The organism is Methylobacterium sp. Leaf123 (assembly GCF_001423405.1).
Taxonomy (GTDB): Bacteria; Pseudomonadota; Alphaproteobacteria; order Rhizobiales; family Beijerinckiaceae; genus Methylobacterium.
Map to the genome: position 1 here is coordinate 20,059 of NZ_LMNS01000012.1, position 25,839 is coordinate 45,897.

General features: G+C 70.1%; 25 protein-coding genes and 1 pseudogene. 10 read left to right on the top strand and 16 right to left on the bottom strand.

Annotated features, from left to right (window positions below):
* Positions 1-50: 50 nt before the first annotated feature.
* The 7 genes and pseudogenes from ASF53_RS09865 to ASF53_RS09895 form a co-directional block, all read right to left on the bottom strand.
* Positions 51-497 (bottom strand): hypothetical protein, encoded by a 447-nt coding sequence (locus ASF53_RS09865; RefSeq protein ID WP_056197475.1) that lies wholly within the window; start codon positions 495-497, stop codon positions 51-53.
* Positions 498-565: 68 nt separating this feature from the next.
* Complete coding sequence (gene obgE, locus ASF53_RS09870; protein WP_056197477.1) at positions 566-1,600, bottom strand: GTPase ObgE; 1,035 nt, start codon at positions 1,598-1,600, stop codon at positions 566-568.
* A 36-nt stretch (positions 1,601-1,636) separates the two neighbouring features.
* On the bottom strand, positions 1,637-2,116 hold the full coding sequence (locus ASF53_RS09875; RefSeq protein WP_056197479.1) for a hypothetical protein: 480 nt from the start codon (positions 2,114-2,116) through the stop codon (positions 1,637-1,639).
* Positions 2,113-2,712 (bottom strand): GNAT family N-acetyltransferase, encoded by a 600-nt coding sequence (locus ASF53_RS09880; RefSeq protein ID WP_056197481.1) that lies wholly within the window; start codon positions 2,710-2,712, stop codon positions 2,113-2,115. Before ASF53_RS09880 ends, ASF53_RS09875 begins: the two co-directional genes overlap by 4 nt.
* 188 nt (positions 2,713-2,900) lie before the next feature.
* Complete coding sequence (gene rpmA / locus ASF53_RS09885; protein WP_003603089.1) at positions 2,901-3,167, bottom strand: 50S ribosomal protein L27; 267 nt, start codon at positions 3,165-3,167, stop codon at positions 2,901-2,903.
* Positions 3,168-3,299: 132 nt separating this feature from the next.
* Positions 3,300-3,608, bottom strand: a pseudogene (rplU, locus tag ASF53_RS09890) (50S ribosomal protein L21); the annotation flags it as partial.
* 196 nt (positions 3,609-3,804) lie between these two features.
* Positions 3,805-5,373 (bottom strand): helicase HerA-like domain-containing protein, encoded by a 1,569-nt coding sequence (locus ASF53_RS09895; protein WP_056197485.1) that lies wholly within the window; start codon positions 5,371-5,373, stop codon positions 3,805-3,807.
* A gap of 154 nt (positions 5,374-5,527) precedes the next feature.
* Between ASF53_RS09895 and ASF53_RS09900 the strand changes: the two genes are divergently transcribed.
* The 5 genes from ASF53_RS09900 to ASF53_RS09920 all read left to right on the top strand — a co-directional run bounded on the left by ASF53_RS09900 (position 5,528) and on the right by ASF53_RS09920 (position 9,177).
* Positions 5,528-5,914, top strand: coding sequence for a DUF2267 domain-containing protein (locus tag ASF53_RS09900; RefSeq protein WP_056197487.1), 387 nt, complete (start codon positions 5,528-5,530; stop codon positions 5,912-5,914).
* Positions 5,915-6,127: 213 nt separating this feature from the next.
* Positions 6,128-7,126: a l-ornithine N(alpha)-acyltransferase gene (gene olsB, locus ASF53_RS09905; protein ID WP_056197489.1), complete on the top strand. Its 999-nt coding sequence runs from the start codon at positions 6,128-6,130 to the stop codon at positions 7,124-7,126.
* Between the two features lie 76 nt (positions 7,127-7,202).
* Positions 7,203-8,372, top strand: coding sequence for an MFS transporter (locus ASF53_RS09910; protein WP_056197491.1), 1,170 nt, complete (start codon positions 7,203-7,205; stop codon positions 8,370-8,372).
* Between the two features lie 101 nt (positions 8,373-8,473).
* Positions 8,474-8,602, top strand: coding sequence for a hypothetical protein (locus ASF53_RS09915; RefSeq protein WP_003603100.1), 129 nt, complete (start codon positions 8,474-8,476; stop codon positions 8,600-8,602).
* 395 nt (positions 8,603-8,997) lie between these two features.
* Positions 8,998-9,177, top strand: coding sequence for a hypothetical protein (locus tag ASF53_RS09920; protein ID WP_502690581.1), 180 nt, complete (start codon positions 8,998-9,000; stop codon positions 9,175-9,177).
* Between the two features lie 15 nt (positions 9,178-9,192).
* Here ASF53_RS09920 and ASF53_RS09925 read toward each other — a convergent pair whose 3' ends face one another.
* Positions 9,193-10,386 carry a patatin-like phospholipase family protein gene (locus tag ASF53_RS09925; protein WP_056198373.1) on the bottom strand — a complete coding sequence of 398 codons (1,194 nt, stop codon included), beginning with the start codon at positions 10,384-10,386 and terminating at the stop codon, positions 9,193-9,195.
* 333 nt (positions 10,387-10,719) lie between these two features.
* Between ASF53_RS09925 and ASF53_RS09930 the strand changes: the two genes are divergently transcribed.
* The 5 genes from ASF53_RS09930 (at position 10,720) to ASF53_RS09950 (ending at position 14,031) form a co-directional block, all read left to right on the top strand.
* The gene (locus tag ASF53_RS09930) at positions 10,720-11,271 is read left to right on the top strand and encodes a ComEA family DNA-binding protein (RefSeq protein ID WP_056197496.1); all 552 of its coding nucleotides are present in this window, start codon (positions 10,720-10,722) and stop codon (positions 11,269-11,271) included.
* A 203-nt stretch (positions 11,272-11,474) separates the two neighbouring features.
* Positions 11,475-11,690: a hypothetical protein gene (locus ASF53_RS09935; protein WP_056197498.1), complete on the top strand. Its 216-nt coding sequence runs from the start codon at positions 11,475-11,477 to the stop codon at positions 11,688-11,690.
* Complete coding sequence (locus tag ASF53_RS09940; RefSeq protein ID WP_056197500.1) at positions 11,687-12,193, top strand: DUF3016 domain-containing protein; 507 nt, start codon at positions 11,687-11,689, stop codon at positions 12,191-12,193. The genes ASF53_RS09935 and ASF53_RS09940 overlap by 4 nt, the downstream gene beginning before the upstream one ends.
* Positions 12,194-12,268: 75 nt before the next feature.
* Entirely contained in the window at positions 12,269-13,168 is a 900-nt protein-coding gene (locus ASF53_RS09945; protein WP_056197502.1) for a diacylglycerol/lipid kinase family protein, read from the top strand.
* Positions 13,165-14,031 (top strand): metallophosphoesterase family protein, encoded by an 867-nt coding sequence (locus ASF53_RS09950; RefSeq protein WP_056197504.1) that lies wholly within the window; start codon positions 13,165-13,167, stop codon positions 14,029-14,031. The genes ASF53_RS09945 and ASF53_RS09950 overlap by 4 nt, the downstream gene beginning before the upstream one ends.
* 25 nt (positions 14,032-14,056) lie before the next feature.
* On the opposite strand, the gene ASF53_RS09955 is transcribed toward ASF53_RS09950, so the two are convergent.
* From ASF53_RS09955 to ahcY, 8 genes are all read right to left on the bottom strand, one after another.
* Positions 14,057-15,517, bottom strand: coding sequence for a sodium:solute symporter family protein (locus ASF53_RS09955; RefSeq protein ID WP_056197506.1), 1,461 nt, complete (start codon positions 15,515-15,517; stop codon positions 14,057-14,059).
* On the bottom strand, positions 15,514-15,717 hold the full coding sequence (locus tag ASF53_RS09960) for a DUF3311 domain-containing protein (RefSeq protein WP_056197508.1): 204 nt from the start codon (positions 15,715-15,717) through the stop codon (positions 15,514-15,516). Before ASF53_RS09960 ends, ASF53_RS09955 begins: the two co-directional genes overlap by 4 nt.
* 140 nt (positions 15,718-15,857) lie before the next feature.
* Complete coding sequence (locus ASF53_RS09965; RefSeq protein WP_056197511.1) at positions 15,858-17,927, bottom strand: ATP-binding protein; 2,070 nt, start codon at positions 17,925-17,927, stop codon at positions 15,858-15,860.
* A 191-nt stretch (positions 17,928-18,118) separates the two neighbouring features.
* The gene (locus ASF53_RS09970) at positions 18,119-18,568 is read right to left on the bottom strand and encodes a tellurite resistance TerB family protein (protein ID WP_003606025.1); all 450 of its coding nucleotides are present in this window, start codon (positions 18,566-18,568) and stop codon (positions 18,119-18,121) included.
* A 155-nt stretch (positions 18,569-18,723) separates the two neighbouring features.
* Positions 18,724-19,488 carry a nucleotidyltransferase family protein gene (locus tag ASF53_RS09975; RefSeq protein WP_056197513.1) on the bottom strand — a complete coding sequence of 255 codons (765 nt, stop codon included), beginning with the start codon at positions 19,486-19,488 and terminating at the stop codon, positions 18,724-18,726.
* 33 nt (positions 19,489-19,521) lie between these two features.
* A complete protein-coding gene (gene tsaE, locus ASF53_RS09980; protein ID WP_056197515.1) occupies positions 19,522-21,159 on the bottom strand; it encodes a tRNA (adenosine(37)-N6)-threonylcarbamoyltransferase complex ATPase subunit type 1 TsaE in 1,638 nt (545 codons plus the stop codon).
* 150 nt (positions 21,160-21,309) lie between these two features.
* A complete protein-coding gene (locus ASF53_RS09985; RefSeq protein WP_056197517.1) occupies positions 21,310-23,835 on the bottom strand; it encodes a sensor histidine kinase in 2,526 nt (841 codons plus the stop codon).
* A gap of 489 nt (positions 23,836-24,324) precedes the next feature.
* The gene (ahcY, locus tag ASF53_RS09990; RefSeq protein WP_056197519.1) at positions 24,325-25,731 is read right to left on the bottom strand and encodes an adenosylhomocysteinase; all 1,407 of its coding nucleotides are present in this window, start codon (positions 25,729-25,731) and stop codon (positions 24,325-24,327) included.
* Positions 25,732-25,839 lie beyond the last annotated feature (108 nt).

Consider the following 25,839-nt stretch of genomic DNA (forward strand, 5'->3'; position numbering starts at 1 on the left):
TCATCCCTTTGGCGGGGCACGGGGCAGCGCCCCGATGTCCCCTTAACCGGTCAGGCGCCGGGGCGCTGAATCACGGCGCAGAGGGTGAGCGGGCCCTGCTCCTTGCGCATGAAGGCGCAGGTGACGCGGGCGCCGTCCACCTCGACGGTGCTGTGGCGCTTGGCTTGCGCGCTCGCGCGGGCCTGCCGGGTTGCGTCAAGCAGCCGATCCGGGGCGATCCCGGTGATGGCATGGCCCGCCTGCACGAACAGGGTGTCGTAGGCCTCGGGCGGGGTCTCGCCCTTGTACTGCGCGCCGACGGAGGACGCGTCGGCGCCGGCGCATGAGAGCGTCAGCGATGTCTGTGGCCCAGCCTCGAACCGGGCGAAGTCGGCGGTCCGCTCGGCGACCGTCGCGCTCGTTGCCCGTTGCACCCGGTCGATCAGATCGGTGCAGGACTCCTCCGCCATGGCAGGCGAGGCGGCGAGGGCGAGGAGGAGGGCGAGGGTGCTGCGCATGCACCAGATGTAGGGCAAACCGGCAAATCCCGTCGCCGGTCTGGGCTGAGGCGTAGCGCCGCTCCGGCTCACGGGTGCCAGGGCTCGGCGGGCTCCGCCTCCGCTTCCTCGGCGCCCTGCGTATCGAGCTGGGCCTGGATCGCGCGCAGGGCCTCCTGCACCCCCTGCCCCGAGGCGGCCGAGAGCACCAGCGGCTTGCCGCCCGCCGCCCGCTTCAGCCGGGCGAGCTGCTGCTTGAGGGTGTCGGCATCGAGCGCATCCGCCTTCGAGAGGGCGACGATCTCGGGCTTGTCGGACAAGCCCTCGCCGTAGGCCTCCAGCTCGCGCCGCACCAGCTTGTAGGCCTTGCCGGCATGCTCGCTCGTGCCCTCCACGAGGTGGAGCAGGACCCGGCAGCGCTCGACATGGGCGAGGAACCGGTCGCCGAGGCCGACGCCCTCGTGCGCACCCTCGATCAGGCCGGGGATGTCGGCGAGCACGAATTCGCGCTCGTCCGAACGCACCACACCGAGACCCGGATGGAGGGTGGTGAAGGGATAATCGGCGATTTTCGGCTTGGCGGCGGTGACGGTCGCCAGGAAGGTCGATTTACCCGCATTCGGCAGGCCGACGAGGCCGGCATCGGCGATGAGCTTGAGGCGCAGGATCAGCCACATCTCCTGGCCTTCCAGGCCGGGATTGGCATGGCGCGGCGCCCGGTTCGTGGAGGTGGTGAAGTAGGCGTTGCCGAAGCCGCCATTACCGCCCTTGGCGAGCCGCACCCGCTGGCCGACCTCGGTCATGTCGGCGATCAGCGTCTCGCCGTCCTCGGCGAAGACCTGCGTGCCCGCCGGCACCTGAAGCACAGCGTCGTCACCCTTGGCGCCGTGGCAGTTCGAGCCCATGCCGTGCTCGCCCTTCTTCGCCTTGAAGTGCTGCCGGTAGCGGTAGTCGATCAGGGTGTTGAGGCCCTGCACGCACTCGATCCAGACGTCGCCGCCCCGTCCGCCGTCGCCGCCGTTCGGCCCGCCGAACTCGATGAACTTTTCCCGCCGGAACGAGACGCAGCCGGGACCGCCGTCGCCGGAGCGGACGTAGACCTTGGCTTCATCGAGGAATTTCACGGTGCTTCGCCTTGGATTCTGGACCGGAAGGACCGGTCAGCTTTCTGTGCGACGGCACTGGCCGTCGAGATTGAGGTACTGGATGCTGCGCAGGCCCGCCTCGAACCATCCGCCGGCATCCGGTTGGCGGCCGTTGGCGCCGCCATCGCCGTAGAGGTTGATCTGGATCGCGCCATCGGGCGAGCGCAGGGTCGGTGCTTCGCCGTCCCGAGCATAGGTCCAGGTCGGCCGTTCGTCGAACAAGGTCTGCGACCCGTCCGCCTCCCGCTGGAACAGTTGCCCGTAGGTGCTCCCGCCACCCGCAGGGCTGGCGAAGTAGAACCCGACCTTCGGGGTGCGGCCGGCGAAATTGTAGAACTCGCAGTAGAGCCGGGTTTCGCCCCGAGGTCTCGGAGCGGCCGCCGCCGCGGCTTCGATCGGCGGCGGCGGCACCTCGCGGGTGATCGCGAAGATCAGGCTGCCGAGGGCGATCGCGGTGAGGCCGGCCCCGAGGCCGGCAACCGTCCGTGTCCTCATGCCGAGCGGCCCCCCACGGCCGTCCCGCGCCGGTCGAGCCACTCGGCCCGGTCGAGCCGGAAGTCGTGGCTCGGCACGGCACCGCCCCGCGACTCGAAGACCGGTGCGGATTCCCCGGTGAGGCGGAACCCGCACTTCTCCAGCACGCGGCGCGAGCCGGGATTGCCGATCATCGCCGACGAGGCGAGCGCCTGCTCTCCGGCATAGGCGAAGGTCGCGTCCACCAGCGCCTCGGCCGCCTCGGTCATCAGCCCCTCGCCCCAGAACGGGCGCCCGAGCCAATAGCCGAGATGCGGCTCCGACGCGTCGGGCCGGCTCTCGACCGAGACGACACCGATCAGGTTCGCGGGCGCTGCCCGCCGGCACAGGGCCATGATCAGCCCCTCCCCGGCCGTGTTCATCGCCCGCGCCCGGATCACGAAGCTTTCGGCCTCGGGCAAGGGCAGCGGGCTCGAAATCCGCGCGGTCATCTCGGCCACCGCCGGATCGCCTGCGAAGCGCGACACGGCCTCGGCGTCGCGGGCCATGGGCCAGCGCAGCCAGAGCCGGCGCGTCTCGATGCGGAAAACGTCGTCGCGGGTGAGATCGGGGAACATCGTGAGCCGGTCATGCGAGGGCGCCCGAAGGCGCCGTCCGGGACGACGAAGGGGGAGGATGGTGCCCCATCCTCCCCCGTGTTCCGATCCGCTCGAAGCTTCGCGTGAAGCCTTCAGCGATCGTCCGCCGGTTCGGTGTGGGACACCGGCGGGACGCTCGCTTCGTCGTCAGCGACAAGCGTCCGCCGTTACTCCGCGGCCTGAGCCAGCGGCACTACGGTTACGAAATCGCGGCCGCGCCGGGTCTCGAACTGCACCTTGCCCGGGACGAGGGCGAACAGGGTGTGGTCCTTGCCCATGCCGACATTCGTGCCGGGGTGCCACTTCGTGCCGCGCTGGCGCACGATGATGTTGCCCGGAATGACGGCCTCAGAGCCGAACTTCTTGACGCCGAGGCGCCGGCCGGCGGAGTCGCGGCCGTTGCGGGACGAGCCGCCTGCTTTTTTGTGTGCCATGGGATTGCTCCGGAATTCTGCTGGATCTGCGTTCGGACGGGCGGCTGATTACTCAGCGGCGGCCGGGGCGGACTCGGCGGCCGGCTCGGCCTTCCGGGTCTTGCGCGGCTCGGCCTTCGAGGTCTTGCCGCCGGCGCTGATCTCGGTGATGCGCACGACCGTGAAGTCCTGACGGTGACCGCGGCGGCGACGCGAGTTCTGGCGACGGCGCTTCTTGAAGGCGATGACCTTCCGCGTGCGGCCGTGCTCGACGATCTCGCCGGTGACACCGATGCCCGACAGGAGCGGGGTGCCGACCTGGGTAGCATCGCCGTCGGTGAACAGCAGCACGTCGCCGAAGGTGACAGCGGCGCCGGCCTCACCCTCGAGGGTGGCCACGGTGATGACGTCGTTGGCGGCAACGCGATATTGCTTGCCGCCTGTCTTGATGACTGCGAACATCGTTGTCTCTCGTGTTCTGTGCCGGCCTCCGGCGCCGTGAGGGCCTGGGCCGTCTTCTTGATTCAGGTCATCCGCGCGGGTCAGGCTGGGCCGTAGGCGCACGAACGCGAAACGCGCGGACTTCGTCGAGGAAGCCGCGCGGTGCCGGCCGGATAGTCGGGAGCGGGCCTTCTGTCAAGGCAAGACGAAGACGCGCCTACCGCTTCGTCAGCCCGCCGAGCACGTTGCGCAGGATCGCGTCGCCCACCTCGGTGCCGACCTTGCGCGCCATGGAGCGGGCAGCGTTGCCGATGACCTGCTCGGCCAGACTCGGCGGTGGGCGGCGGCTGCGGCCAGCCCCTTTTCCCTTGGGCGCCTCGTCTCCCTTGGGCGCCTCGTCGCCGCTGCCAAAAATGCCGCCGAGCCAGCCGCCCAGCATCCCCGAGAGCCCGCCCTCGCTCTGGCCCGCGGCTTCCGCCGGGGCGGAATCAAGGTGCTTGCGCTGGGCCAGCATCTCGTAGGCGCTCTCGTTGTCGACCGCCTCGTCGTATTTTCCGCGCAGTGGGCTCTGCGCGATGATCGCGGCGCGCTCGGCCGGCGTCAGCGGCCCCACCCGCCCCTGCGGCGGCGCGATCAGTGCCCGCTCCACGATCGAGGGCGTGCCCTTGGCTTCCAGAAAACTCACCAGCGCCTCGCCGACGGCGAGTTCGGTGATCGCCTTGCCGACATCGAAGCCGGGGTTCTGGCGGAAGGTCTCGGCGGCGGCGCGCACGGCGCGCTGGTCGCGCGGGGTGAAAGCGCGCAGCGCGTGCTGCACCCGGTTGCCGAGCTGGCCGAGCACCGTCTCCGGCACGTCGAGCGGGTTCTGCGTCACGAAATAGACGCCGACGCCCTTCGAGCGGATCAGGCGCACCACCTGCTCCACCGCGTCGAGCAACGCCTTGGGCGCGTCGTTGAACAGCAGGTGCGCCTCGTCGAAGAAGAACACGAGCTTCGGCTTATCGAGGTCGCCGACCTCGGGGAGCTGTTCGAACAGCTCGGAGAGCATCCACAGCAGGAACGAGGCGTAGAGGCGCGGCCGCTGCATCAGCTTGTCGGCGGCCAGGATGTTGACGAAGCCCCTGCCCTCCCGGTCGGTGCGCATGAAGTCTTCGAGGTTGAGCGCCGGCTCGCCGAGGAATTGGTCGGCGCCCTGGTTCTCCAGCACGAGCAGCGCCCGCTGGATCGCGCCGATCGAGGCGCCCGAGACGTTGCCGTAGCGGGCCGAGAGCTCCTTGGCGTTCTCCGACAGGAAGGTGAGGAGCGCGCGCAGATCCTTCAGGTCGATCAGCGGCCACTGGTTCTCGTCGGCGACGCGGAAGGCGATGTTGAGCACGCCCTCCTGAATGTCGTTGAGTTCGAGCAGGCGGGCGAGGAGGAGCGGGCCCATCTCGGTGACGGTGCAGCGGATCGGGTGGCCCTGCTCGCCGAACACGTCCCAGAAGATCGTGGGGAAGCGGTCGGGCTCGTACGGAATCCCGAGTTCCTCGGCGCGCTTGACGAAGTGGGGCTTGGCCTCGCCCGCGGCGGCGAGCCCCGCGAGGTCGCCCTTGATGTCGGCGGCAAAGACCGGGACGCCCGCGTTGGAGAAGCCCTCCGCCAGCACCTGCAGCGTCACGGTCTTGCCCGTGCCGGTGGCGCCCGCCACGAGGCCGTGGCGGTTGGCCAGCCGCAGGCTCAGCACCTCGGGCTTCGGTCGCGGCCCCGTGCTCCGGCCGACCAGAATCGTCCCCTCGCCCGCTGCCATGCCGTCCTCGTTCGATCCGTCGCCGTTGTGCAGGTGTCGTGACGGACAGGGTATGGCGCCCCGCGCGTCCGATCCAGGGCCGGGGCATCGGCAACCCTTGATTTCGCCGCTGCCGCATCGGACAGACGCACATCTGCTAAGGAGGAAGCGTTTCATGGAAGAATTGATTGCCCGTGTGACCGGCCGTACCGGGCTCGACGCGGCGACCGCCAAGACGGCGATCGGCCACATCCTCGCCTTCCTGCAGAAGGAAGGGCCGGCCACCGAAGTGAGCCAGTTGATGGCCGCGCTTCCGGGCTCCGAGGCGGCGTTGGCCGAGGCGAATGCGTCGGAAGGCGGCGGCGGGCTGATGGGCATGCTCGGCGGCATGATGGGCGGCGGCGTAATGGCGCTCGGCCAGAAGCTGATCTCGGCCGGCGTGCCGATGAACCAGATGCAGCCGCTCGGCCAGGAACTCTTCGCCTACGGCCGCGAGAAGGCGGGCGAGGATGTCATGGGCCCGATCGTCGGCTCGGTCCCGGGCCTGAACCAGTTCGTCTGAGACGGCAGGATCGTCCCATAAACCCTTGGGATCGTTAGCCGGTTTTCATTCGCCGGCTATCCCGGGAACTTCGCGCGGAGCCTGACAACGGCTTCGCGCAAGTCTCTGTCAGGACGAGAAGATTTCCGTCATAAAAGCGTGCGGCCTTCGTGATGTTGTCGCCGCGCAAGAGGACGCATCGCGCGGCCTCCGCCACGACGGATCGTGTCGCCGATGCTGCCGAATTTTTCCCCGCGCGAGGCCACGGCGGCGTGGAAGGCCGGCTGGGAGACCAAGGTTCAGGCGCCCTTCGCCCGCTTCCGCCAGACCTTCGAGGGCGGCGATCTCGCCCTGCCCGGCGGTGCGCCGATCCTGCTGAAGAACCGGGCCAAGCGCCTCCTGCTCGAACCGGGGCTCGATCCCAGCCTCGGCCGGATCGGGGCGCTCGAAGTGCGACTCGCCACCACCAAATCCGAGATCCGGCGGGCGCAGCGCCTGCGCTACCGCGTGTTCTACGAGGAGATGTCGGCGGTGCCGACCGGCATGGCCGCGCTCAAGCGCCGGGATGTCGATGCCTACGACGCGATCTGCGACCACCTCCTCGTGATCGACCATGCGGCGACCGACGCGAAGCCCTTCCGCAAGGCCCGGCCGAAGGTGGTCGGCACCTACCGGCTGCTGCGCCAGGATCGGGCGGAGGCGCATTTCGGCTTCTACTCCTCGGGTGAGTACGACCTCGCGCCGCTGCTGGAGCGCCATCCGGGAAAACGCTTCCTCGAACTCGGCCGCTCCTGCGTGCTGAAGCCCTACCGCACCAAGCGCACCGTCGAACTCCTGTGGCACGGCATCTGGGCCTATGTGCAGCACCACCGCATCGACGCGATGCTGGGCTGCGCCAGCCTGGAGGGCACCGATCCGGAGCGTCTCGCGCTGCCCTTGAGCTTCCTCCACCACCACGCCCGCGCCCCCGAGGCGTGGCGCGCCCGCGCCCTGCCGGAGCGCTACGTCGCGATGGACCGGCTGGCCAAGGAAGCGGTCGATCCGAAGGCCGCGCTGATGGCTTTGCCGCCGCTGGTGAAGGGCTATCTCCGGGTCGGGGCGACCTTCGGCGACGGCGCCGTCGTGGACCGCCAGTTCGGCACCACCGACGTGCTCGTGGTGCTGCCGGTCTCGGCGATCGCCGCCCGTTACATCGGCCATTTCGGCGCGGGTGCGGATCGGCACGCCGCCTGACCCTGCCGGGTTGCGGGGCGGGGTGAAGCCGAGTCAGGCCGAGCGCCCCACAACCCTCACGCGTTGCTCGAAGGTCATGTCCGCCGTTTCCGCTCGTCCCTCCGATCGCGACCGCCTCGGCGCGATGGCCGCTGCGATCACCTGCGTGGCGGTGGTGGGCACGGGGCTCGGCCTGTCGATTCCGCTGCTGTCGCTGGAAATGGAGCGGATGGGCGCGTCGAGCGTCGTCATCGGCCTCAACACGGCGGTGGCGGGGTTCGCGGCGATTCTCACGGTGCCGTTCGTACCGCGGCTCGCCGCGCGGGTCGGCGTGATACGCCTGCTAATCCTGGCGATCGTGCTCGGCGGGCTGTGCCTCTCGGCCTTCAAGCTCTTCCCGCACCTCGTCCTGTGGTTTCCCCTCCGCTTCGTCTTCTCGACGACGATGGGCGTGCTGTTCGTCCTCTCCGAGTACTGGATCAACGACGCGGCGCCGCCCGAACGGCGCGGGCTGGTGATGGGGATCTACGCCACGGTCCTGGCCATCGGCTTTGCCATCGGGCCGACCCTGCTGACGCTTCTCGGCACGGAAGGCTTCGCGCCGTATCTCGCCGGCTCGGCCCTGTTCTTCCTCGGCCTCACCCCGCTCCTCATCGCCCGCAACCTCTCGCCCGATCTCGGGCATGACGAGGGGGCCGGCATCCTAGCCTATCTGCGCCTCGCGCCGCTCGCCGTGCTGGCCGCCGCCCTCTACGGGGCGGTGGAGGCGGGCGCCTTCGCCATCCTGCCGCTCTACGGCCTGCGCATCGGCCTCGACGCGAAGGTCGCCGCCGCCCTGGTCAGCGCGGTGGCGCTCGGCAACGTGCTGTTCCAGATCCCCGTCGGCCTCCTCGCCGACCGGGTGGACCGGCGCCTCGTCCTGCTCGGCGCGAGCCTCGCGGGGGCGCTCGGGGCGGCCCTGATCCCGGCGGCCTCCGCCTCGCTGCCGTTGCTTTCCGCCCTGCTCTTCGCCTGGGGCGGCATCGCCGGCACGCTCTACACGGTGGGCCTCGCCCATCTCGGCGCCACCTTGCGCGGGCCGGATCTGGCCGGCGCCAACGCCGCCTTCGTGATGCTCTACAATGCCGGGCTGATGCTCGGACCGCCGCTCATCGGCGGCGGCATGGACCTCCAGCCGCCGCAGGGCTTCGCCATCGCGCTGAGCCTGCTCTTCGTGCTCTACGCCGTGCCGGTGGTCCGGAGTCTCGCTCGCGGACGCGCGGACTGACGATCGGTTGCGACGGGGAACGGAACGCCGCCGCGGCGGCGCTCGTTATCCCGTCGAAGCTGCACCGTTGCCCGTCCTCGCGACGTGAAGGAACCCGACCCATGAGCCTCATCGGACGCCTCGTCACCAAGCTCCTCGGCACCGACGACCGCGTCGTCGCCCGCGACGACCGCAATGCCGGATCGAGCTCCCCGATCGGCCGTCTCGTCACCAAGCTCCTGCGCAAGTAGGTCTCGCTGGCAGAGCGTGAGCCAGAGCGCATTCCGACGAAGTGGTGACCGGTTCGTCGAAAGAATGCGCGCTCAGTCAGAGACCGGGAGACATCGGCCTGATGCAATTAGGTCGGATACGGATCTAGGGCCGGCGGCTCGAAAGGGCCGCGCGGCCCTTTTTCGTGGCGCTCGCCGGTTGCAGGGATCGCAAAGCTGGGGACCGGCCGTTGGGGTGGCCAATGCGGGATGGGGCCTTTATGCCCCTGGCCCTTCTCCGGTCTTGAAACCTCACAGGTAAAGGCTCGGGTTCTTGCCGGTTCACGTCACCGGACCGCGCGACCCGATCTGCGATCATGTCCTCATTGTACGAAGCTGCCCCATCCCCGGCGGTCGAAGCCGATGCGAGCAAAGGCTTGCCGACGTACGTCGTCGGGCAGGATCGGCAGGGCCACTGGGTCGCCCTGGAAAGCCAAGGCCTTGGCGGCGGCTATTTCCGCAGCCGCGAGGCGGCGTTCCAGTATGCCGTCGGCGAGACCGGACGCCGCGCGGGCGCGGTGCGCCTCAGCGCCGAGCCGCTGCGCATCGCTCTGTGAGACTGGCGGCGGGCGTTAGCGCGCCGCCACCGCCTCCCGCACCACGTTCTTGACCAGGGGGGCGGCCGGCACGCCGGACTGCCAGAGCTGACCCGTACGCCCGGCCTCGTAGCCGAACTGGTAGAGGCTGCGCATGTAGCCGGTGTCGAAGCCGCGCGCGGTCGTGGTCTGCGGGGCGCTCTCGTCGATATAGGTCAGGTTGAAGCCCATCCCGTTGCGACGGGCGAACACGTCGGTCGCCACCAGCGTCGCCCGCGAGCGGGCGCGGCTCGCGGTGGTGAAGGACTTCTCGACGATCGACAGGGTGTTGTTCTTCGTCACCTCGAATTCGGGTTCGAGACGGCCGTTGATGACCACGTAGATGTCGGCCTTGCCCGCACTGCGGAAGCGCCCGTCGCGCACGAGGAAGCTCTGCGGCAGGGTGAAGATCGGCGTCACCACCGAGCCGTCCACGTGCATTTCCTGGAAGGCGCGGCCCTCGGCCTGCACGTCGAGGAGCTGGGGCGGGAACACCGCCGGGATGCTCGCCGAGGCGGTGAGCACGTCGGTGAACAGCGAAACCGCGTTGGGCGCGCCGCTCGCGGCGATGGCGCCCATGTTCCAGATCACGGCGCGCTGCGTGTCGAGATTCGTCGTCACCACGAGCAGGCGGCGGCCCTTGGCGTGCTCTTCCGCGACCGCCTGAAGCAGTTCGGGAGTGACGTAGCGGGCGATCAGGTTGCGCAGCCGCCCGTCGCCGAACAGGCCGGAGCCGAACAGCACGTTGGCGATGCTCGGGCTCTGCACCAGCGAATCGGCGATGCCGCTGGTGTAGATGTCGGTGAGGTAGGGATCGTAGGCGGGCCCGAGGAAGGCGAAGGGCGCGATCAGGGCGCCGGTCGAGACGCCGGAGACGATGGTGAATTCCGGCCGCTTGCCCGAGGCGGTCCAGCCGTTGAGCACGCCCGCGCCGTAGGCACCGTCACCCCCGCCGCCCGAGAGCGCGAGATAGGTGAAGGCTTGCCGCTTCTTCTGCGGGCCGGCGGCCATCGCCACGAAGTCGGCGGCGCCGGCATCGGCATAGGCGCGCACGCCGACCATGCCGGGCACGGTCGCGGCTTCCGCCTCGCTCTCCGTGTAGTTCGTCCGCGGCAGGGAGGAGCAGGCCGCGGCCTGCCCGGCGACCGCCGCGGCGAGGAGCAGGCGCGACCAGCGGAAACCTTTTGGCATCGACATGACCCGAACAAGCCCGATGGATGAGGGCTAGCCTACACGAAACGAGCTTGGCCGTATTGCGTTCCCGCACAGGCATGGTGCGCTCAGGCGCCGGCTGATGCCGTGCGGCCACAACGTGAGCGAGGATGACCGCGCCGGCTCGTATCTCGAGTGCCCCTCCTGCCCCGTTTGGCTTGCGCGGGACTGTCGCGGCGGGCCGGCGCGCCCAATCTCTCGGATTTGTCATATGTTCCCGCCGTGCCAGCACGTTAGGATCCCACCAATGTCCGGAGCCGAGCACGAGACCCCGACTGCCTCCCATGTCCGCGATGCGGGCGGGCGGCGCCCATGCTGAGCGGATCGGCGATCCTCAGGGTCGGCCTCCTGATCCTGGCAGCGGCGGGCCTGGCTTGGATCATTCAATCGGTCTGGCTGCATGGCCCGGCGCCGGAGACCGCTGCGCCGGCGGCCGCGACGATGACGCCCGCCCGGCCGCCGGGGGTTGCCTCCGCGCCGCCTCCGACCGTGCGCGTGGTGAAGCCGGCCGAGCCGTCGCCGGAGCCGCCCCGGCCGGTCGCCGAGGCGCCGCCGCCGACCCTGCCCGCATCGCCGCCGACCGATCCGGCACCGTCACCCGCCCCTGCCCCGGTCGCGCGGATGGCGCCGCCCGAGGCCGATCCGGTGGCCGAGGCGGAAGAGAACGCGCCCCCTGCGGCGGTCTCCCTGATCGACCTCAACACCGCCTCGGTCGCCGAGTTGAACGGCCTGAAGGGCGGCGGCGCCATCGGCCGGACGATCGTCCAGCACCGCCCCTACGCCTCGGTGGATCAGCTTCTCAGCAAGCGCGTCCTCAACCGCGCCACCTACCAACGCATCAAGGATCAGGTCTCGGTCCGGTGACGGCCGGCCGATCGCGTCACGGCGAGGCCGTCGCCGAAGGGCGCCCACGGTTCGTGGAAAACCGCCGCCCGAGCGACAAGTGCGCCTCGGAGAAACCGGCGGATCGCTTTTCCGTCCACCGCACCCTGCATCCAACCCTGGCACAGCGCGCGCCGAGGCCCTAAACAGGTCGGACGTTCCCGTAAAAAGGCTGAGGCCGCTCCATGCAAACGACATCCGGCGCACCGATCCTCCGCCGGGATCTGGGCGTCGAGGAAACGACGGAATCCGACAACATCGTCCGCTGGGACGGCGAGCGGCTCTACGTCGAGCAGGATATCTTCCACAACGGCCAGCTCGTGCACCGCAAGTACCGGCGCACCATCACCGAGCCGGTCGCCCGCGTCCTGCAATCGATCCTCAAGCGCTCGCAGCAATGAGGGTTGCGGCGCTCGGCCTGCTCGCGGCGCTCTCTCTGCCCCTCGCCGCCTCGTCGGCGGCGGCGCAGGTGCGGGTGACCTTCGTCGCACCCGAGCGCTACACCGATGCCGAGAACCGCTTCAGCTCCGGCCTGTCGTCGCGGGCGGTGCTGGCCGAGATGCGCCGCCTGTTCGAGACGCTCGGCAACCCGGTTCTGGCACCGGGCCAGACCCTCGACATCGCGGTGCTCGACATCGACCTCGCCGGACTCGATCGACCGAGCTTCGGCGCGGCCCAGGGCGTGCGGGTGGTGATCGACATCACCCCGCCGCGCTTCCGCCTGCGCTACGCCCTGAAGGAGCGGGGCCGCACGGTGCTGGCGGCGGAGGAAGTCGTCACCGACATCAACTTCCTGCTCCGCGCCAACCGGCTCTCATCCGGGCAGACCTTCTTCTACGAGCGCGAGGTGCTGCGGGACTGGTTCCGGGCGCGCTTCGTGCAGCGGCGCCCGCCGCCGGGCTGATCCCGGTTCGTCACACGCCCGACGCCCGCGTCTGTCATCCCCACGCCGTCAGGATGCGGGGAAACGCCGGGAGACATGCGGATCGTCCTCGTCGCCAACGCCGCGTCGGGCGCCTTCGCCGACGGCCTGACGCCGGACGCGATCCGCGCGCGGCTGAGGGCGGCGGGCCTCGATCTCGCCCCGGAGCCGGATGAGCGTCTGCCGCTGCCCGAGCGTCTGCGCGCCGCCCTGCGCGTTGAGGGCATCACGGCCGTGGCGGTGGCCGGCGGCGACGGCACGCTCAACTGCGCGGCCGGAATGCTCGCGGGCAGCGGCGTCGCACTTGGTATCCTGCCCCTCGGCACCATGAACCTGCTGGCCAAGGATCTCGGCATCCCGCTCGACCTGGATGAGGCCATCGCGGTGCTCGCGGCGGGGCGGACCCGCGCCGTCGATGTCGGCCGCGTGAACGGGCACGTCTTTCTCATCAACTCGGTACTTGGCATGCCCGCCCGCATGGTCCGCCACCGCGAAGCCTTTCGCGGGCGGCGCCTCGGGGTTCCGGCGCTGCTGCGGCTGGCCGTGGCGATGCTGCGCCATCTCGGACCCTATCCGCGCCTCTCGGCGGTGATCTCGGCCGACGGGCGGCGGAGACGGCTGCGCGTGCGCCTGCTCGCGGTGGTCAACAACGACTATGCGGAGGGGCCGGGAAAGATTCTGAAACGGAGCCAGGTCGATGGCGGTGAGTTGACGCTCTACATCGCCCGTCGGCTGTCCCCGTGGCGCCTCGCCCGGCTGGCCCTCGGATTCGGGCTCGGTCGCTGGCGCGACGAGCCGGGCCTGGAGCGCGGTGCCGCGGCTCGCATCGTCGTCTCCGCCCGGAGGCGCGCGTTACGGGTGATGAACGATGGAGAGGTCCGCTTGATTGCCCCGCCCCTGCGCTACCGCCTGATGCCCCGTGCCCTCACCGTGATCGTGCCGGAGCCGGTCCGGTGAGGCGGGTCGCCCACATCTCCGACCTGCATTTCGGACGCACCGATCCGGCGGTGGTCGAAGCGCTCGTGGCCGAGCTGAATCGTGATCCGCCGGACCTGATCGTGGCGTCGGGCGACTTCACCATGCGGGCGCGGCGCAAGGAATACGTCCAGGCGCGCGCCTTCCTCGACCGGTTGGTCGCGCCCTGGATCGCGGTGCCGGGCAACCACGACATCGCCTATTTCAAGCTCTTCACCCGCTTCTTCCACCCGTTCGGCCGCTACCGGCGCTTCATCGCCAAGGACACCGAACCGACCTTTCTCGACGACGAGATCGCGGTGGTCTGCCTCAACACGGTGCGGACCTGGGCGCCGGAGACGGATTGGTCGCAAGGGAAGATCACCCGGGCGCAGATCGCCCGCACCGAGGAGCGGCTGGCGGCGCTGCCGGATCACGTCTTCCGGATCGTGGTCGGCCACCACCCCTTCATGCCGCCGCCCTGGGACGCGGAGGCCCGCCTCGTCGGGCGCGCCGACGAGGCGCTCGACGCCTTCCGCCGCCACAGCGTCGGGCTGACGCTCGCCGGTCATCTCCACCGCCACTATTCCCGCTTCGCCGAGGCGCCGGAGACGGGCACCGAACCCGGCTCGGTGAGCGTGGATCGCGGCACGGCGCGGGCGGGCGGCGGGCGGCTGCTCGCGGTGCAGGCGGGCTCGGCCACCTCGACGCGGCTGCGCGGCAACGAGCCCAACGCCTATAACCGCATCGTCATCGAGGACGGGCGGGCCACCGTCACCGTGCGGGTCTGGACAGGCGCCGCCTTCGAGGACGCGCGGGAGGACGATTCCGTGCCGGCGGGCGAGGCGGAGCCGGCCGGGCGCTGACCGCCCGGCCGCTCGCTTCCGAGGCTCAGGACAAAGCCGTCTGCCGCGTGCGCTTGCCCGCGAGGCTGACGGCGAAGGCCACGGCGAGGTTCAGCGCCAAAGCCACCACGCCGATGTTGAGATCCTGCACCGGCCCCGGCAGGCCGGGGAAGAGCTTGGCCAATGTGTAGCCCCCGACCACCGTGATCGCCACGGCGGTCACACCGGCCAGGATGCCGGCCATCGCCCCCGCCCGCGTGAGCGGGTTGTTGCGCAGGAGGCTGAAGAAGAAGGCCGGGAAGAGCTGCGTGACGACCGCGTAGCCGATCAGCAGGAGCTGCACGATGGTCTCGCCGCCATAGAGGGTGAAGCCGACGCAGGCGATCGCCAGCAGCGGCGCGATCCCCTTGGCGAGCCTACCCGTGGTCGCGTCGGTCGCGTTGCGCGCCAGCGGCCGGTAGAGGTTCTGCGCGATCAGGGTCGAGCCTGCGATCAGGATCATCGAGCCCGGCACCAGGGCGGTCAGCACGCCGGTGGCGCCGATGACGCCGACGAACCACGGCGGGAAGGTCTGGAGCGCGATCCGGAACAGCGAGAGATCGACGTCCGGCCCCGTCAGCCCCGGCACCTGCAGCACCGCCGCGAACCCCGCGAAGAACACGAACAGCAGCATGAGCTGGTAGAGCGGCAGGAACACCGCGTTGCGCCGGAAGGTGCGCGCATCGCTCGCGGTGTAGATCGAGGCGAAGATGTGCGGGAACATCCAGCCGCCGAGCGCCGTGAGCAGCGTGGTCGAGGCGAACCACGTCGCGCTCTGGCCACGGTCCGGCAGCGCGAGGAAGCCGGGCTTGGCCGTATCGATCGCGGTGAACATCTCTCCGATGCCGCCGTAGTAGTGATACGGCAGGTAGATCCCGAGAAACATCACCACGAACAGGATCATGAAATCCTTGAGCACGGCGGTCCAGGCCGAGCCGCGCACGCCGGAGACCATCACGTAGACGGTCAGCACCGCCGCGCCGATCCAGATCGCCACGGTCTGCGAGATCGCGCCGTAGGACGCCGTGGCGACGATGATGCCGAGCCCCTTGAGCTGGAGCACCATGTAGGGGACGAGCGCCACGATCCCGACCAGCGCGACCAGGATGCCGAGGCTTTGGCTGTCGTAGCGCGCGGCGAAATAATCGGGCTGCGAGAACAGGTTGCGCTCCTTGGCGAAGCGCCAGGCCGGCGGCAGGATCCAGTAGGAGATGACGTAGATCAGCGTCAGATAGCAGAGGATGTAGTAGGTCGGCCCGCCCTTGCCGTAGGCCCAGCCCGAGCCGCCGAGGAAGGTGAAGGTGGTGTAGATCTCGCCGGCCATCAGCAGGAAGACGAGCAGCGTGCCGAAGCCGCGCTTGCCCACGCTCCACTGCTCCATGTCCATGTCGTGACCCGACCGCGCCCGGAGGCCCAGGCCGAGCGCCACCACGACGGCGAGCGCGATGATCGCGAGTGCGGCGTTCATGGCCCCTCCTCCGGTTCCCGGTTGGCGGGATCGGTGAGGTAGATCAGCCCCATGATCGCCGAGGTCGCCACCGTGCAGCCGACGAGCCACGCCAGCAGCAGCGGCATGCCGAGCACCAGGGGCTCGACCCGGTTGAGGAAGAACGGCCCGGCCAGCATCCCGAGGGCGGGCAAGGCCGCGAGCCATCGCAATTGCTTCATCGCCGGGCCCTCCCCGGCGATGGTTTGCGGAAATCTTTTCTGGTTTTGGTCATGCGCTCCCCATCACTGGCCGCGGGAGCATGAGGCAGAATTCGCACCAGCGCGAGAGCGGCCGCGCGGGTCGGCCTCGTCTTTCCCCCTCAAGCGGCCTGTTGGCGGCGGTCCAGCAGAGCCGGCAGGGCGCGCAGGTTCAGCGGCTTGGGCAGGAAGCCGTCGAAGCCGGCTGCGTAGGCCGCGGCGACGTCCTCGCGGCCGGTATTGGCGGTGAGCGCCACGAGGTGGAGCGGGCTCGCGCCGGTCTCGGCCTCGCGGGCGCGGATGCGGCGGGCGGTCTCCAGGCCGTCGAGGCCGGGCATGCGGATGTCGATCAGCGCGAGGTCGAACGGCCCCTGCCCTTCAACTGCGGCCAGCGCTTCGAGACCGTCGCGGGCGTGGATCACCCCTGCGCCGAGCCGCTCCAGCGCCTTGGTGGCGAGCAATGCGTTGATCGGGTTGTCCTCCGCCAGCAGCACCCGGCGGCCCGGTGCCCCGGCCTTGCCCGCTTCCGTCTTGGTCGGTGCGGGCTGGCTCGGTCCGGGTTGGGCCGCTGCGTCGGCGGGGCTGCGGGCCGGGCCGGGCCGCGGCTCCAGCAGGCGGTCGAACAGCGAGCGGGCGCGCACCGGCTTGATCAGGTAGCTGTCGAAGCCCGCCGCATTCGGGGCGCCGAACTCCCGCCGGTCGAAGGGCGAGAGCAGGATCAGGCTGCAGCGCACGCCGCAGCGGGCGGCCTCGGCCGCGAGCCGCCGCACCGCGGCGTCGCCGAGGCTGCGGTCGGCGATGAGCGCGTCGAAGGCGACCCCCGAGAGCGCGTCGAGGCCCGCTTCCGCGCTGTTCACGACCACCGCCGCCGCGCCCGAGCGGCTGAGCCGCCGGGCCAGGAACGGCGCCTGATACGGCGAGGCCGCCACGATCAGCACCTTGCGCGGCGCGAGGCTCGGGGTCTCGGGGAGCGTCGCGCCCTCCGCCGCCGCCAGCGGCAGCACGACCCGGAAGGTCGAGCCGCGCCCCACCGTCGAGCGCGCCTCGATCGTGCCGTTCATCCGCTCGACGAGGCGGCGGGTGATGGCCAGACCGAGGCCGGTGCCCTCGTGGCTCGCGCTGTCGTCGCCCTGCTCGAACTCCTCGAACAGGATCGGGATGCGCTCCTCCGGGATGCCCGGCCCGGTATCCTCGACCGTGAGGACGAGCCCTTCCCCCTGCCCCTCCCCCGACCGGGCGAGGCTGACGCCGACGCCGCCGGTTTGGGTGAACTTGATGGCGTTGCCGGCCAGATTCACGAGGATCTGCCGCACCCGATCGGCATCGCCCACCCGCAGGGCGGCGAGGTCGTCGGCGATGTCGAGGGCGATTTCCAGGCCCTTGTCCTGCGCACGCGGGGCCAGCAGCTCGACCACGCCCTCGACCAGGGCGGCGACGTCGAAGGGCTCGGCGGCCAGATCGAGGCGGCCCGCTTCGATGCGGGAGAAATCGAGGATGCCGTCGACGAGGCCGAGCAGCGCCTTGCCGCTGGTGCGGAACGCCTCGACATAGGTGCGCTGTTCGGGGTCGAGCCGGGTGTCGAGCAGCAGGTCGGCCATGCCGAGGATGCCGTTCAACGGCGTGCGCAGCTCGTGGCTGACGGTGGCGAGGAAGCGGGATTTCGCGACATTGGCCGCCTCCGCCCGGCTCTTCGCCTCGTCGAGGGAGCGCGCGGCCTCGACGCGCGCGGTCACGTCCTGGCCGGCCCGCAGCCAGTTCGGACCGTCGGCGCTGCCGGCGACCGGCATTTCGATGAAGGAGAACCAGCGCGGCACGCCGTCCACCGGCACCAGACGCTCCTCGATCACCCGCACGCCGTCGCCGCGCTGCTCGCTCGCGCCGCGCTCGATCACCTGCGGGCTCAGCGTCGAGCCGATCAGCTCCAGCGGCTCCACGCCGAGCAGCGCGGCAAACCCCTCGCTGGCGAAGGTGATCCGCCCCTGCCCGTCCCGCTGCACCACGGCCTCGGTCGTGGCCTCGACCAGAACCCGGTAGCGCTCCTCGCTCTCGGCGATCTGCCAGAGCCGGTCTTGGAGCGCCTCCGTCATGTCGGTATCCGGCATGACGGGCTCACGGCGGCGGAGCGACACCAGGATCAGCGCCAGCATCGCCCCCGCGATGCTCAGGCCCATCACGCTCACCGCTAGGCTCATCGGTTCCACGAACGTCCCCCAAAGTCCGGCCGAGGCCGGAAGCCGGCTCGTCAGGGGAGCGACTCTGCCAGCCGCGCGTGAAGCGCCGCTTGAGAAAGAGGCTTAAGGGGGGATGAGCGGGATGGGTGGATTCTTGCCGATCCGGTGCGACCGGGTGTCCTCTCTCCCCGCGGGCGGGAAGAGAGAGAGGCTCACACTTCCGGAAACCGCCGCAGCAGCGCGTCGCCATTGAGCCGGAGCGCGGCGCCGACCTCGGCCAGGGCGGCGTGCTCCTCGCGGCCGATGCCCTCATGGTCGGCCACATCCGCGGCGATGAGGAAGACGTTGCGGCGCTGCTCCTCCGGCCGCTCGGCGATGGCGCCGATCCGCACGAGGTTCTCGGCGCGGCCGGCACGGGTGCGGGCGCGGCCGAGCCCCTCGTAGAGCGCGTGTTCCAGCATCAGGCTGTCATAGCCCTTCTCGATGATCGGGTTCGCGCGGATGCCGGCGAGCGCCGTCTCGAATTCCTCGGTCATCAGCTCGCCGTCGGCGACCGCGACGTTGGCGCAGGCCGAGACCGCCGCCTGCATCAGCGTCTCGTCGCCGGCATAGGCCTTGAGGGTGGTGCGGAAGCGCTCGACCGCGTCGTGAAGAAGGCCCATGACCGAGACAAATACCTCTTGAACGAAACCCTGCCCGACAAAACCCGATCGTCGGGATCCGCGCGTCCGACGGATGCCCGCCGCCGCGCCGGCCGACGACCATGCGTTTCACGCATCGCCGTCCGGTGTCGGAGCCTCGACAACGGGGATGCCGGTCAAACGATCCGCGCGCTGTCCCGAACCCGCGTCTCGGCGGCCTCGATCGCCTCCGGCGTGCCGACATGCAGCCATTGTCCGTCGAGGCGCAGGCCCTGGAGCCGGTTGCGCTTGATCGCCCGGTCGAACAGCAGGGTCAGGGAGAACGAGCCCTCCGGCGTGTCGGCGAACAGCTCCGGCTTCAGGATCGCCACGCCGGCATAGATGAAGGGCGCGACCTCGCGCTCGCCGCGCCAGCTCAGCCGGCCGTCCGCGTCCATATAGAAGTCGCCCGCCCCGTCGTAGCCGAGGCTCGTCGCGGTCGGGGCGACGAGGAGCAGGATGTCCGTCGTGTCGGGGTCCCAGGCCTCGATCAGCCGGCCGAGATTGGGCCGCGGCCCCTCCAGCCAGAACGAATCCGAGTTGAACACCACGAAGGGCTCACCGTCGAAGTGGTGGAGCGCCTTCTTCACGCCGCCGCCGGTCTCCAGCAGCGCATCCCGCTCGTCGGAGACGATGAGGGCCGGCGCGCTGCTGCGGTGGGAGAGATGGCCCTCCATCAGGTCGGCGAGCCAGTGGACGTTGACCACCGCCGTCTCGATGCCACCCGCCGCCGCCCGGTCGAGGGCGTGGTCGATCAGCGCCTTGCCGGCCACCTCGACGAGGGGTTTAGGCACCGTCGCGGTGATCGGGCGCATGCGCTTGCCCAGGCCCGCCGCGAGCACGAAGGCGCGGGTGACTTTCTTTGGGGTGGGGTCAGCCTTGGGAGTGGGTTCAGCGCTCATGCCGCCTCGACCGGTCCGGTTGAAAAGAAGCGTTCAGGACGCGGCGGAATCGGCGTCCGGCCGCGGGGCGACGAGGCTCGGCAGGTGCGTCTCGTGCCACGCCCGCACCGAGGCCAGCGCCGGATGGGCGAGGTTGCGCGCGAGATAACCCTCGATCCGCGGCAGGTGGGCGAGGTAGCCCGGCTTGCCGTCGCGTTTGTCGAGGCGGGCGAAGATGCCGAGAATCTTGGTGGCACGCTGCGCCGCCAGCACCGCGTAGGCGCGGGCGAAGGCCTGCATGTCGAAGCCGATATCCCGGCCCCGGCGCTCGCGGATGTAGAGGCCGAGCAGGCGCAATTCGAAATCGGCGCTGGCATCGACCCGCGCGTCCTGAAGCAGCGAGGCGACGTCGTAGGCCGGATGGCCCATCACCGCATCCTGGAAATCGATCACCCCGACTCGCTCTAGCCCGGTCCGCTCGGGGAGCCAGATCAGGTTGGGCGAGTGGTAATCGCGCAGGGTCCAGGTGGCGGGCTCGGCGATCAGGTCTCTCAGCGCCTCGGCCCACAGGTCGCGGAAGGTGCGCCGCGCCTCCGGTGACAGGCTCGTGCCGCGGATCGCCGGCGCGTACCATTCGGGCAGCAGCTCCGCCTCGAACAGCAGGGCTTCGAGGTCGTAGGGCGGGATGACGTGGTCGATCCCCTCGCTCACCGGCACGGCGCTGGGCAGATCGGTGGCGTGGAGCTTGGCCAGCAGCCGGACGGCCTCGGCGTAGCGCTCGGGGCGCGGCGTGCCGTTCTCGATCACCGGCTCGGCGCCGAGATCCTCCAGGATCAGCAGGCCGGCATCGAGGTTCTCGCCCAGGATCTTCGGCGCGGAAAAGCCGATCGCGCGCAGCGCCCGGTCCATGCCGACGAAGGCGTGAACGCTCTCGGCGAGCTTGACCACGGCGCTGTAGGGTTTCCCGTCCTTCACCGGCGGCCCGTCGGGCCGGGGCGGCGAGATCATCAGCACGGCGGTCTCGCCGCTCGGCTTCACCAGCCGCTCATAGGCGCGCGAGGAGGCATCGCCCTGCATCAGCACCCGGTCGGCCTCGTCCCATCCGCTGCGGGCGAGCAGTGCCCGGATCGCACGGGCGCGTGTCAGCCGCTCCAGCATCTCGGGCGTGCCGTCGATCCGCACGAGGCGGGCCTCCTCACCGAACTCGGCCCTCAGGGACAGCTCGACGGTGAGGGTCGGGTTGTCGCGCGCGCCCAGGCGCTCGGGCCACTCGACCAGGGTGATCGCGGTGTCGGAGAGTTCGTCGAAGCCGAGTTCCACCAACTCGTCCGGGCCGCGCAGGCGGTAGAGGTCGGCGTGGATCACCGCGCCGCCGGAGCGGGTCTCGTAGGGCTGGATCAGGGTGAAGGTCGGGCTCGGCACTTCGAGCCGCGGATCGCCGGCCAATTCGCGGATCATCGCGCGGGCGAGCGTGGTCTTGCCCGCGCCGAGACCGCCGGACAGGGCCACGAGGTCGCCGGGCCGGAGGAAGCCGGCGAGGAAGGCGGCCATGTCCTCGGTCGCGCCCTCCTCGGGCAGCAACACCTCCCAGGCGGCGCGCCGCGGCGCCGACGATTCCGGCTGTGCCGGGTCCTCGCCCTGCGACGGGCCGGGCTGCGGGCTTCCCGCCATGCCGTCCGGATCCTCGCTCACCGCCCCAATCCTCCGCAACGCCGCGAACGGCCACCCCGATCAGGGTTAAGCCTCCGCCCTTCTAGCGGGGGATGTTTAACCATTTTTAGCCGCCGCGGTGAGCCCCGCCCCTCGGCGTCGGCCCCCCTCATCCCGATCCCGTGAACGCCCCTACTCGGCGGCCTCGGCCAGCCCGCCATTGCTCGGCGGCTCGACGGGGAACAGGCAGGTGACCCGCGTGCCCGTGCCGGGTGCCGAGTGGATCTCGACCCGCCCGCCATGCAGCTCGACGAAGGAGCGCACGATCGAGAGGCCGAGCCCGACGCCGCGATGCTTGGTGCCCAGCGTGTTGCTCTCGAACCGGTCGAACACCCGGTCGATGATTTCGGGCGCGATACCGCGGCCGCGATCGGTCACCGTCAACCGCAGCTCCCGCCCCTCGCGCCGCGCCTCGACGCGGACCTGCTGGCCCGGCGCGGAGAAGCCGACCGCGTTGGAGAGCAGGTTGAACAGGATCTGACGCACCCGCTTGCCGTCGGCGAACACGCTGCCGACCCCCTCCGGCACGTCGAGGTCGAGGCCGATATCGGATTCCGCCAGCCGGTCCTCGATGCCGCGCACGGCCGCTTCCACGGTGGCGCGCACGTCGATCGTCTCGCGCTGGAGTTCGAGCGAGCCGGCATCGATCGAGGCGAGATCGAGGATGTCGTTGATGATGACGAGCAGCGCGGCCGACGAGCGCATGATGTGCTCGGAATATTCGCGCTGGCGCTCGTTGAGGGCGCCGACGGTCTCGTCGCCGAGGAGCTGGGTGAAGCCGATGATGTTGGTCAGCGGCGAGCGCAGCTCGTAGGAGACGTGGTGGACGAAGGTGTCGCGCAGTTGCGAGGCGCGCTCCAGGGCGTCGTTCTTCTCGGTCAGCGCGCGCTCGACATTGGCGCTCGCGGTGACGTCGATGAAGGTCAGCAGCGTCGCGCCGAGCGGCAGCGGCTGCGAGGAGCAATCGAGCACCGTGCCGTCGTTGATGTCGAGGCGGCAGCCATGGCCGCTGCGGGTCTCGGAGAGGCCGGTGACCGACTGGCGGATGCCGGCCCAGGGGCTCTGGTCCGGCGTCAACGCCCGGCAGGCGGCGATCACCGCATCGACATGCGGCTTGCCCGCCAGCGTCGCCGGGTCGAGGCGCCAGGTCGCGGCGAAGGCGCGGTTGGCCACCGTCAGGCGCCCGTCGGCGCCGAACACCGCCACCGGCTCCTTGAGGGCTTCCAGGGTCTCGGCCTGCTCCTTCATCAGCGCGTCGTAGCGCGAGGCGAGCTTCATGCTCTCCGAGACGTCGTGGTAGAGATAGGTCAGGCCGCCCTGCGGATTGGGGTCGGCGACGACGCGCAGCGTCCGCCCGTCGGGCAGGTACCAGGGCGTGTCGGTGGGCTCGACCGCGCGGTAAGCGGCGAGCACATCGGTCTTCCACGAGCGGAAATCGGCCTGCTCGGGGAGTTTGCGCGCGGCGCGCAGGCGGTCGAGGATTTCGCCGTCGAGCGGGCGGCCTTCGAGGAAGGCGGGGTCGAGATCCCACAGGCGCTGGTAGGCGGCGTTGTGGAAGATCAGGCGCTGGCGCGCGTCGAACATCGCCACCGCGGTCGGCAACTGGTCGAGGGTGCGGACGTTGGCGTCCATCTGCCGCTGCAGGTCGGCCCGGACGCTTTCCAGCTCCGAGACATCGACGGCGATGCCGACCCGGCCGGTTTCCAGGGTGCTCTCGCTGACATCGAGGGTGCGGCGCGCACCCGCCACCACCGCCGAGAGGCGCAAGGCCTGGGCGGGAAGGCCCGGCCGGCGCGCCTGCCGGACGATCTGTTCGCGGGCGCTCCGGTCGAGCAATTCGAGGCCGTGGCTGAGGGCGGCCTCGCGGTTCGGGGCCTCCACGGCGGCGGCGTAGGCCGCGTTGACGAAGGCGAGCGCCCCGTCCGGGCTGCGATGCCAGATCGGCTGCGGCAGTGCGTCGAGCAGGCCCGCCAGCGCGGACAGGCCGCGCTTGGCCTCGTCCAGCGTGTGGCGCAGCTCGATCAGCTCGCGGCGCTCGTCGGTGGTCTCGCGCAGGCGCAGCAGCGCCCGCCCGCCGACCGCCTGACCCTGCGCCTCGATGTAGCGCCCGGCGAGGCTGCGCAGGTTCATCCGGAAGCCGGTGCCGCGCTCGCACAGCGTCGCGACGGCGGAATCGAGCAGTTGCGCGTCCTGGGGGGCGAGCCACGTGCCGAAGGCGAGCAGATGCCGCGAGCCGCCCTGAAGCCCGCGCGAATCCTGGCTGCGAGGATCCTGGTTCCGGAGATCTTGAGCAAAGCCGGCATCGCCCACGATCGACGGCTCGCCACGCCCGGCCCAGGCGACGAGAACCTGACGCTCGGAATGGAGCAGCATCTCGGCGCGGTCATGCGCGCCGCGCAATTGGGCGAGTTCGTCCTGAAGCGCGCGCTCCTTGCGCGTCCAGCCGACGCGCTCGCGCAGGTAGACCAGCGACAGGATGGTCGCGAACAGGATCAGGCCGAGGACGACGGCGAGGCCGACAACGTTGTGCGTCTGCATCGCTCCCAGCATCGGCCTCGCTTCGATGGACGGAGCGCCCTCGGCGAATGCCGCGACCGGTGCCGCGACGACGAGGACGCCGACGCGCGACAGGGCGCGCGCCGCCCGTTCCAGACCCATGTCCCGCCCCCACCCCAAACCCGGCACGCTCCGCAGGCCCTGGGGCCTGCGCCTGGAAAGCTCCCGGACCGCACCGGGCAAACACCCGCTGCTGCGACCGGCTTGCCGCCGCCGCGCGGGCACCTGCTTCCGAAGATTCGCGCCACTGTAACGCGGGGTCGATTCCGCCTGGAAGCGCCTTTGTGGCCCGGAACCCGTCGGTCCTGCATTCGGGCGCCACACAGCACCCAAAAGCCACACCGCCGAAATCGGGACTTGACGAATTTTTAAGAATTGCCGGGCGCCGGGCCGAGGTCGGGATCTGGTTTCGCGTGGCAGCCGGGGCCGCCAAAACAGGTTCGCGGCACCCCCGGCGGCCTGCCGACTCTGTGGCGGATGTCGCCGAAACGCAAAGAAGCCCGGCCATGAGCCGGGCTTCCTCGCGAATCTTGCCTTGGGCCGCCTCAAACCTCCGAATTCCTGCGCGGAAACCGGAGGCCCGAAGACCGATCAGTAGCGGTAATGCTCGGGCTTGAACGGGCCGGTCTGCGACACGCCGATATAGGCGGCCTGATCGGGGCGGAGCTTGGAGAGCTTCACGCCGATCTTCTCGAGGTGCAAAGCCGCGACCTTCTCGTCGAGGGCCTTGGGCAGGGTGTAGACCTGACGCTCGTACTTGCCGGGGTTCGTCCAGAGCTCGATCTGGGCGAGGGTCTGGTTGGTGAAGGAGGCCGACATCACGAAGGACGGGTGGCCCGTCGCGTTGCCGAGGTTCACCAGACGACCCTCCGAGAGGAGGATGATGCGGTGGCCGTCGGCGAACTCGATCTCATCGACCTGCGGCTTGATGTTCTGCCACTTGAGGTTCTTCAGGCCAGCGACCTGAATCTCGTTGTCGAAGTGGCCGATGTTGCACACGATCGCACGGTCCTTCATGGCCCGCATGTGCTCGATCGTGATGATGTCCTTGTTGCCCGTGGCGGTCACGAAGATGTCGGCGCGGGGGGCCGCGTCTTCCATCGTGACGACCTCGTAGCCTTCCATCGCCGCCTGCAGGGCGCAGATCGGATCGATCTCGGAGACGAGCACGCGGCAGCCGGCGTTGCGGAGCGAAGCGGCCGAGCCCTTGCCCACGTCACCGAAGCCCGCGACCATCGCGACCTTGCCGGCCATCATGACGTCGGTGCCGCGGCGGATGCCGTCGACCAGCGACTCCTTGCAGCCGTAGAGGTTGTCGAACTTCGACTTGGTGACCGAGTCGTTCACGTTGATCGCCGGGAAGAGCAGCTTGCCCTCCTTGGCGAGGTTGTAGAGGCGGTGAACGCCCGTGGTGGTCTCCTCGGAGACGCCCTTGATCGAGTCGGCCAGACCCGCGAACCAGCCCTTCGGCTTCTCGGCGAGTTTCTTCTTCAGGAGCGCGAAGAAGACCTCTTCCTCCTCGGATTCCGGCTTGTCGAGGAAGGCGGTGTCGCCGTTCTCGGCGCGCAGACCCAGATGGACGAACATGGTGGCATCGCCGCCGTCGTCGAGGATCATGTTCGGCATTCCGCCGTCATGCCAGTCGAACAGCTTCGAGGTGTAGTCCCAGTACTCGGTCAGGGTCTCGCCCTTCACCGCGAAGACCGGGATGCCGGCGGCGGCGATGGCGGCGGCGGCGTGGTCCTGGGTCGAGTAGATGTTGCACGACACCCAGCGGATGTCGGCGCCGAGCGCCTTCAGGGTCTCGATCAGCACCGCCGTCTGGATCGTCATGTGCAGCGAGCCGGCGATCTTGGCGCCCTTGAGCGGCTGCGCCGCGCCGTACTCGGCGCGGGTCGACATCAGGCCGGGCATCTCGGTCTCGGCGATCGAGATTTCCTTGCGGCCGTAATCGGCCAGCCCGATGTCCTTGACGATGTAATCGTTGGCAACTGCCATCTCGGTATCCCTTTTCAGTCGTGGCCGGCGCGAAACGTCCAATCGTTCCGGCGCTTCGGCCCGGCGCATCGGCCGGTTCACCCGGCCGGGTCGGCCATCCCTGTAGCA

Coding starts and splice junctions, on each gene's coding strand:
- ASF53_RS09965 (WP_056197511.1), bottom strand. CDS start 17,927: ATGAGCCTAGCGGTGAGCGTGATGGGCCTGAGCATCGCGGGGGCGATG.
- ASF53_RS09970 (WP_003606025.1), bottom strand. CDS start 18,568: ATGGGCCTTCTTCACGACGCGGTCGAGCGCTTCCGCACCACCCTCAAG.
- ASF53_RS09985 (WP_056197517.1), bottom strand. CDS start 23,835: ATGGGTCTGGAACGGGCGGCGCGCGCCCTGTCGCGCGTCGGCGTCCTC.
- ASF53_RS09915 (WP_003603100.1), top strand. CDS start 8,474: ATGAGCCTCATCGGACGCCTCGTCACCAAGCTCCTCGGCACCGACGAC.
- rpmA (WP_003603089.1), bottom strand. CDS start 3,167: ATGGCACACAAAAAAGCAGGCGGCTCGTCCCGCAACGGCCGCGACTCC.
- ASF53_RS09935 (WP_056197498.1), top strand. CDS start 11,475: ATGCAAACGACATCCGGCGCACCGATCCTCCGCCGGGATCTGGGCGTC.
- olsB (WP_056197489.1), top strand. CDS start 6,128: ATGCTGCCGAATTTTTCCCCGCGCGAGGCCACGGCGGCGTGGAAGGCC.
- ASF53_RS09945 (WP_056197502.1), top strand. CDS start 12,269: ATGCGGATCGTCCTCGTCGCCAACGCCGCGTCGGGCGCCTTCGCCGAC.
- ASF53_RS09875 (WP_056197479.1), bottom strand. CDS start 2,116: ATGAGGACACGGACGGTTGCCGGCCTCGGGGCCGGCCTCACCGCGATC.
- ASF53_RS09955 (WP_056197506.1), bottom strand. CDS start 15,517: ATGAACGCCGCACTCGCGATCATCGCGCTCGCCGTCGTGGTGGCGCTC.
- ASF53_RS09975 (WP_056197513.1), bottom strand. CDS start 19,488: ATGAGCGCTGAACCCACTCCCAAGGCTGACCCCACCCCAAAGAAAGTC.
- ASF53_RS09900 (WP_056197487.1), top strand. CDS start 5,528: ATGGAAGAATTGATTGCCCGTGTGACCGGCCGTACCGGGCTCGACGCG.
- ASF53_RS09930 (WP_056197496.1), top strand. CDS start 10,720: ATGCTGAGCGGATCGGCGATCCTCAGGGTCGGCCTCCTGATCCTGGCA.
- ahcY (WP_056197519.1), bottom strand. CDS start 25,731: ATGGCAGTTGCCAACGATTACATCGTCAAGGACATCGGGCTGGCCGAT.
- ASF53_RS09925 (WP_056198373.1), bottom strand. CDS start 10,386: ATGCCAAAAGGTTTCCGCTGGTCGCGCCTGCTCCTCGCCGCGGCGGTC.
- ASF53_RS09880 (WP_056197481.1), bottom strand. CDS start 2,712: ATGTTCCCCGATCTCACCCGCGACGACGTTTTCCGCATCGAGACGCGC.
- ASF53_RS09940 (WP_056197500.1), top strand. CDS start 11,687: ATGAGGGTTGCGGCGCTCGGCCTGCTCGCGGCGCTCTCTCTGCCCCTC.
- ASF53_RS09895 (WP_056197485.1), bottom strand. CDS start 5,373: ATGGCAGCGGGCGAGGGGACGATTCTGGTCGGCCGGAGCACGGGGCCG.
- ASF53_RS09910 (WP_056197491.1), top strand. CDS start 7,203: ATGTCCGCCGTTTCCGCTCGTCCCTCCGATCGCGACCGCCTCGGCGCG.
- ASF53_RS09960 (WP_056197508.1), bottom strand. CDS start 15,717: ATGAAGCAATTGCGATGGCTCGCGGCCTTGCCCGCCCTCGGGATGCTG.
- ASF53_RS09865 (WP_056197475.1), bottom strand. CDS start 497: ATGCGCAGCACCCTCGCCCTCCTCCTCGCCCTCGCCGCCTCGCCTGCC.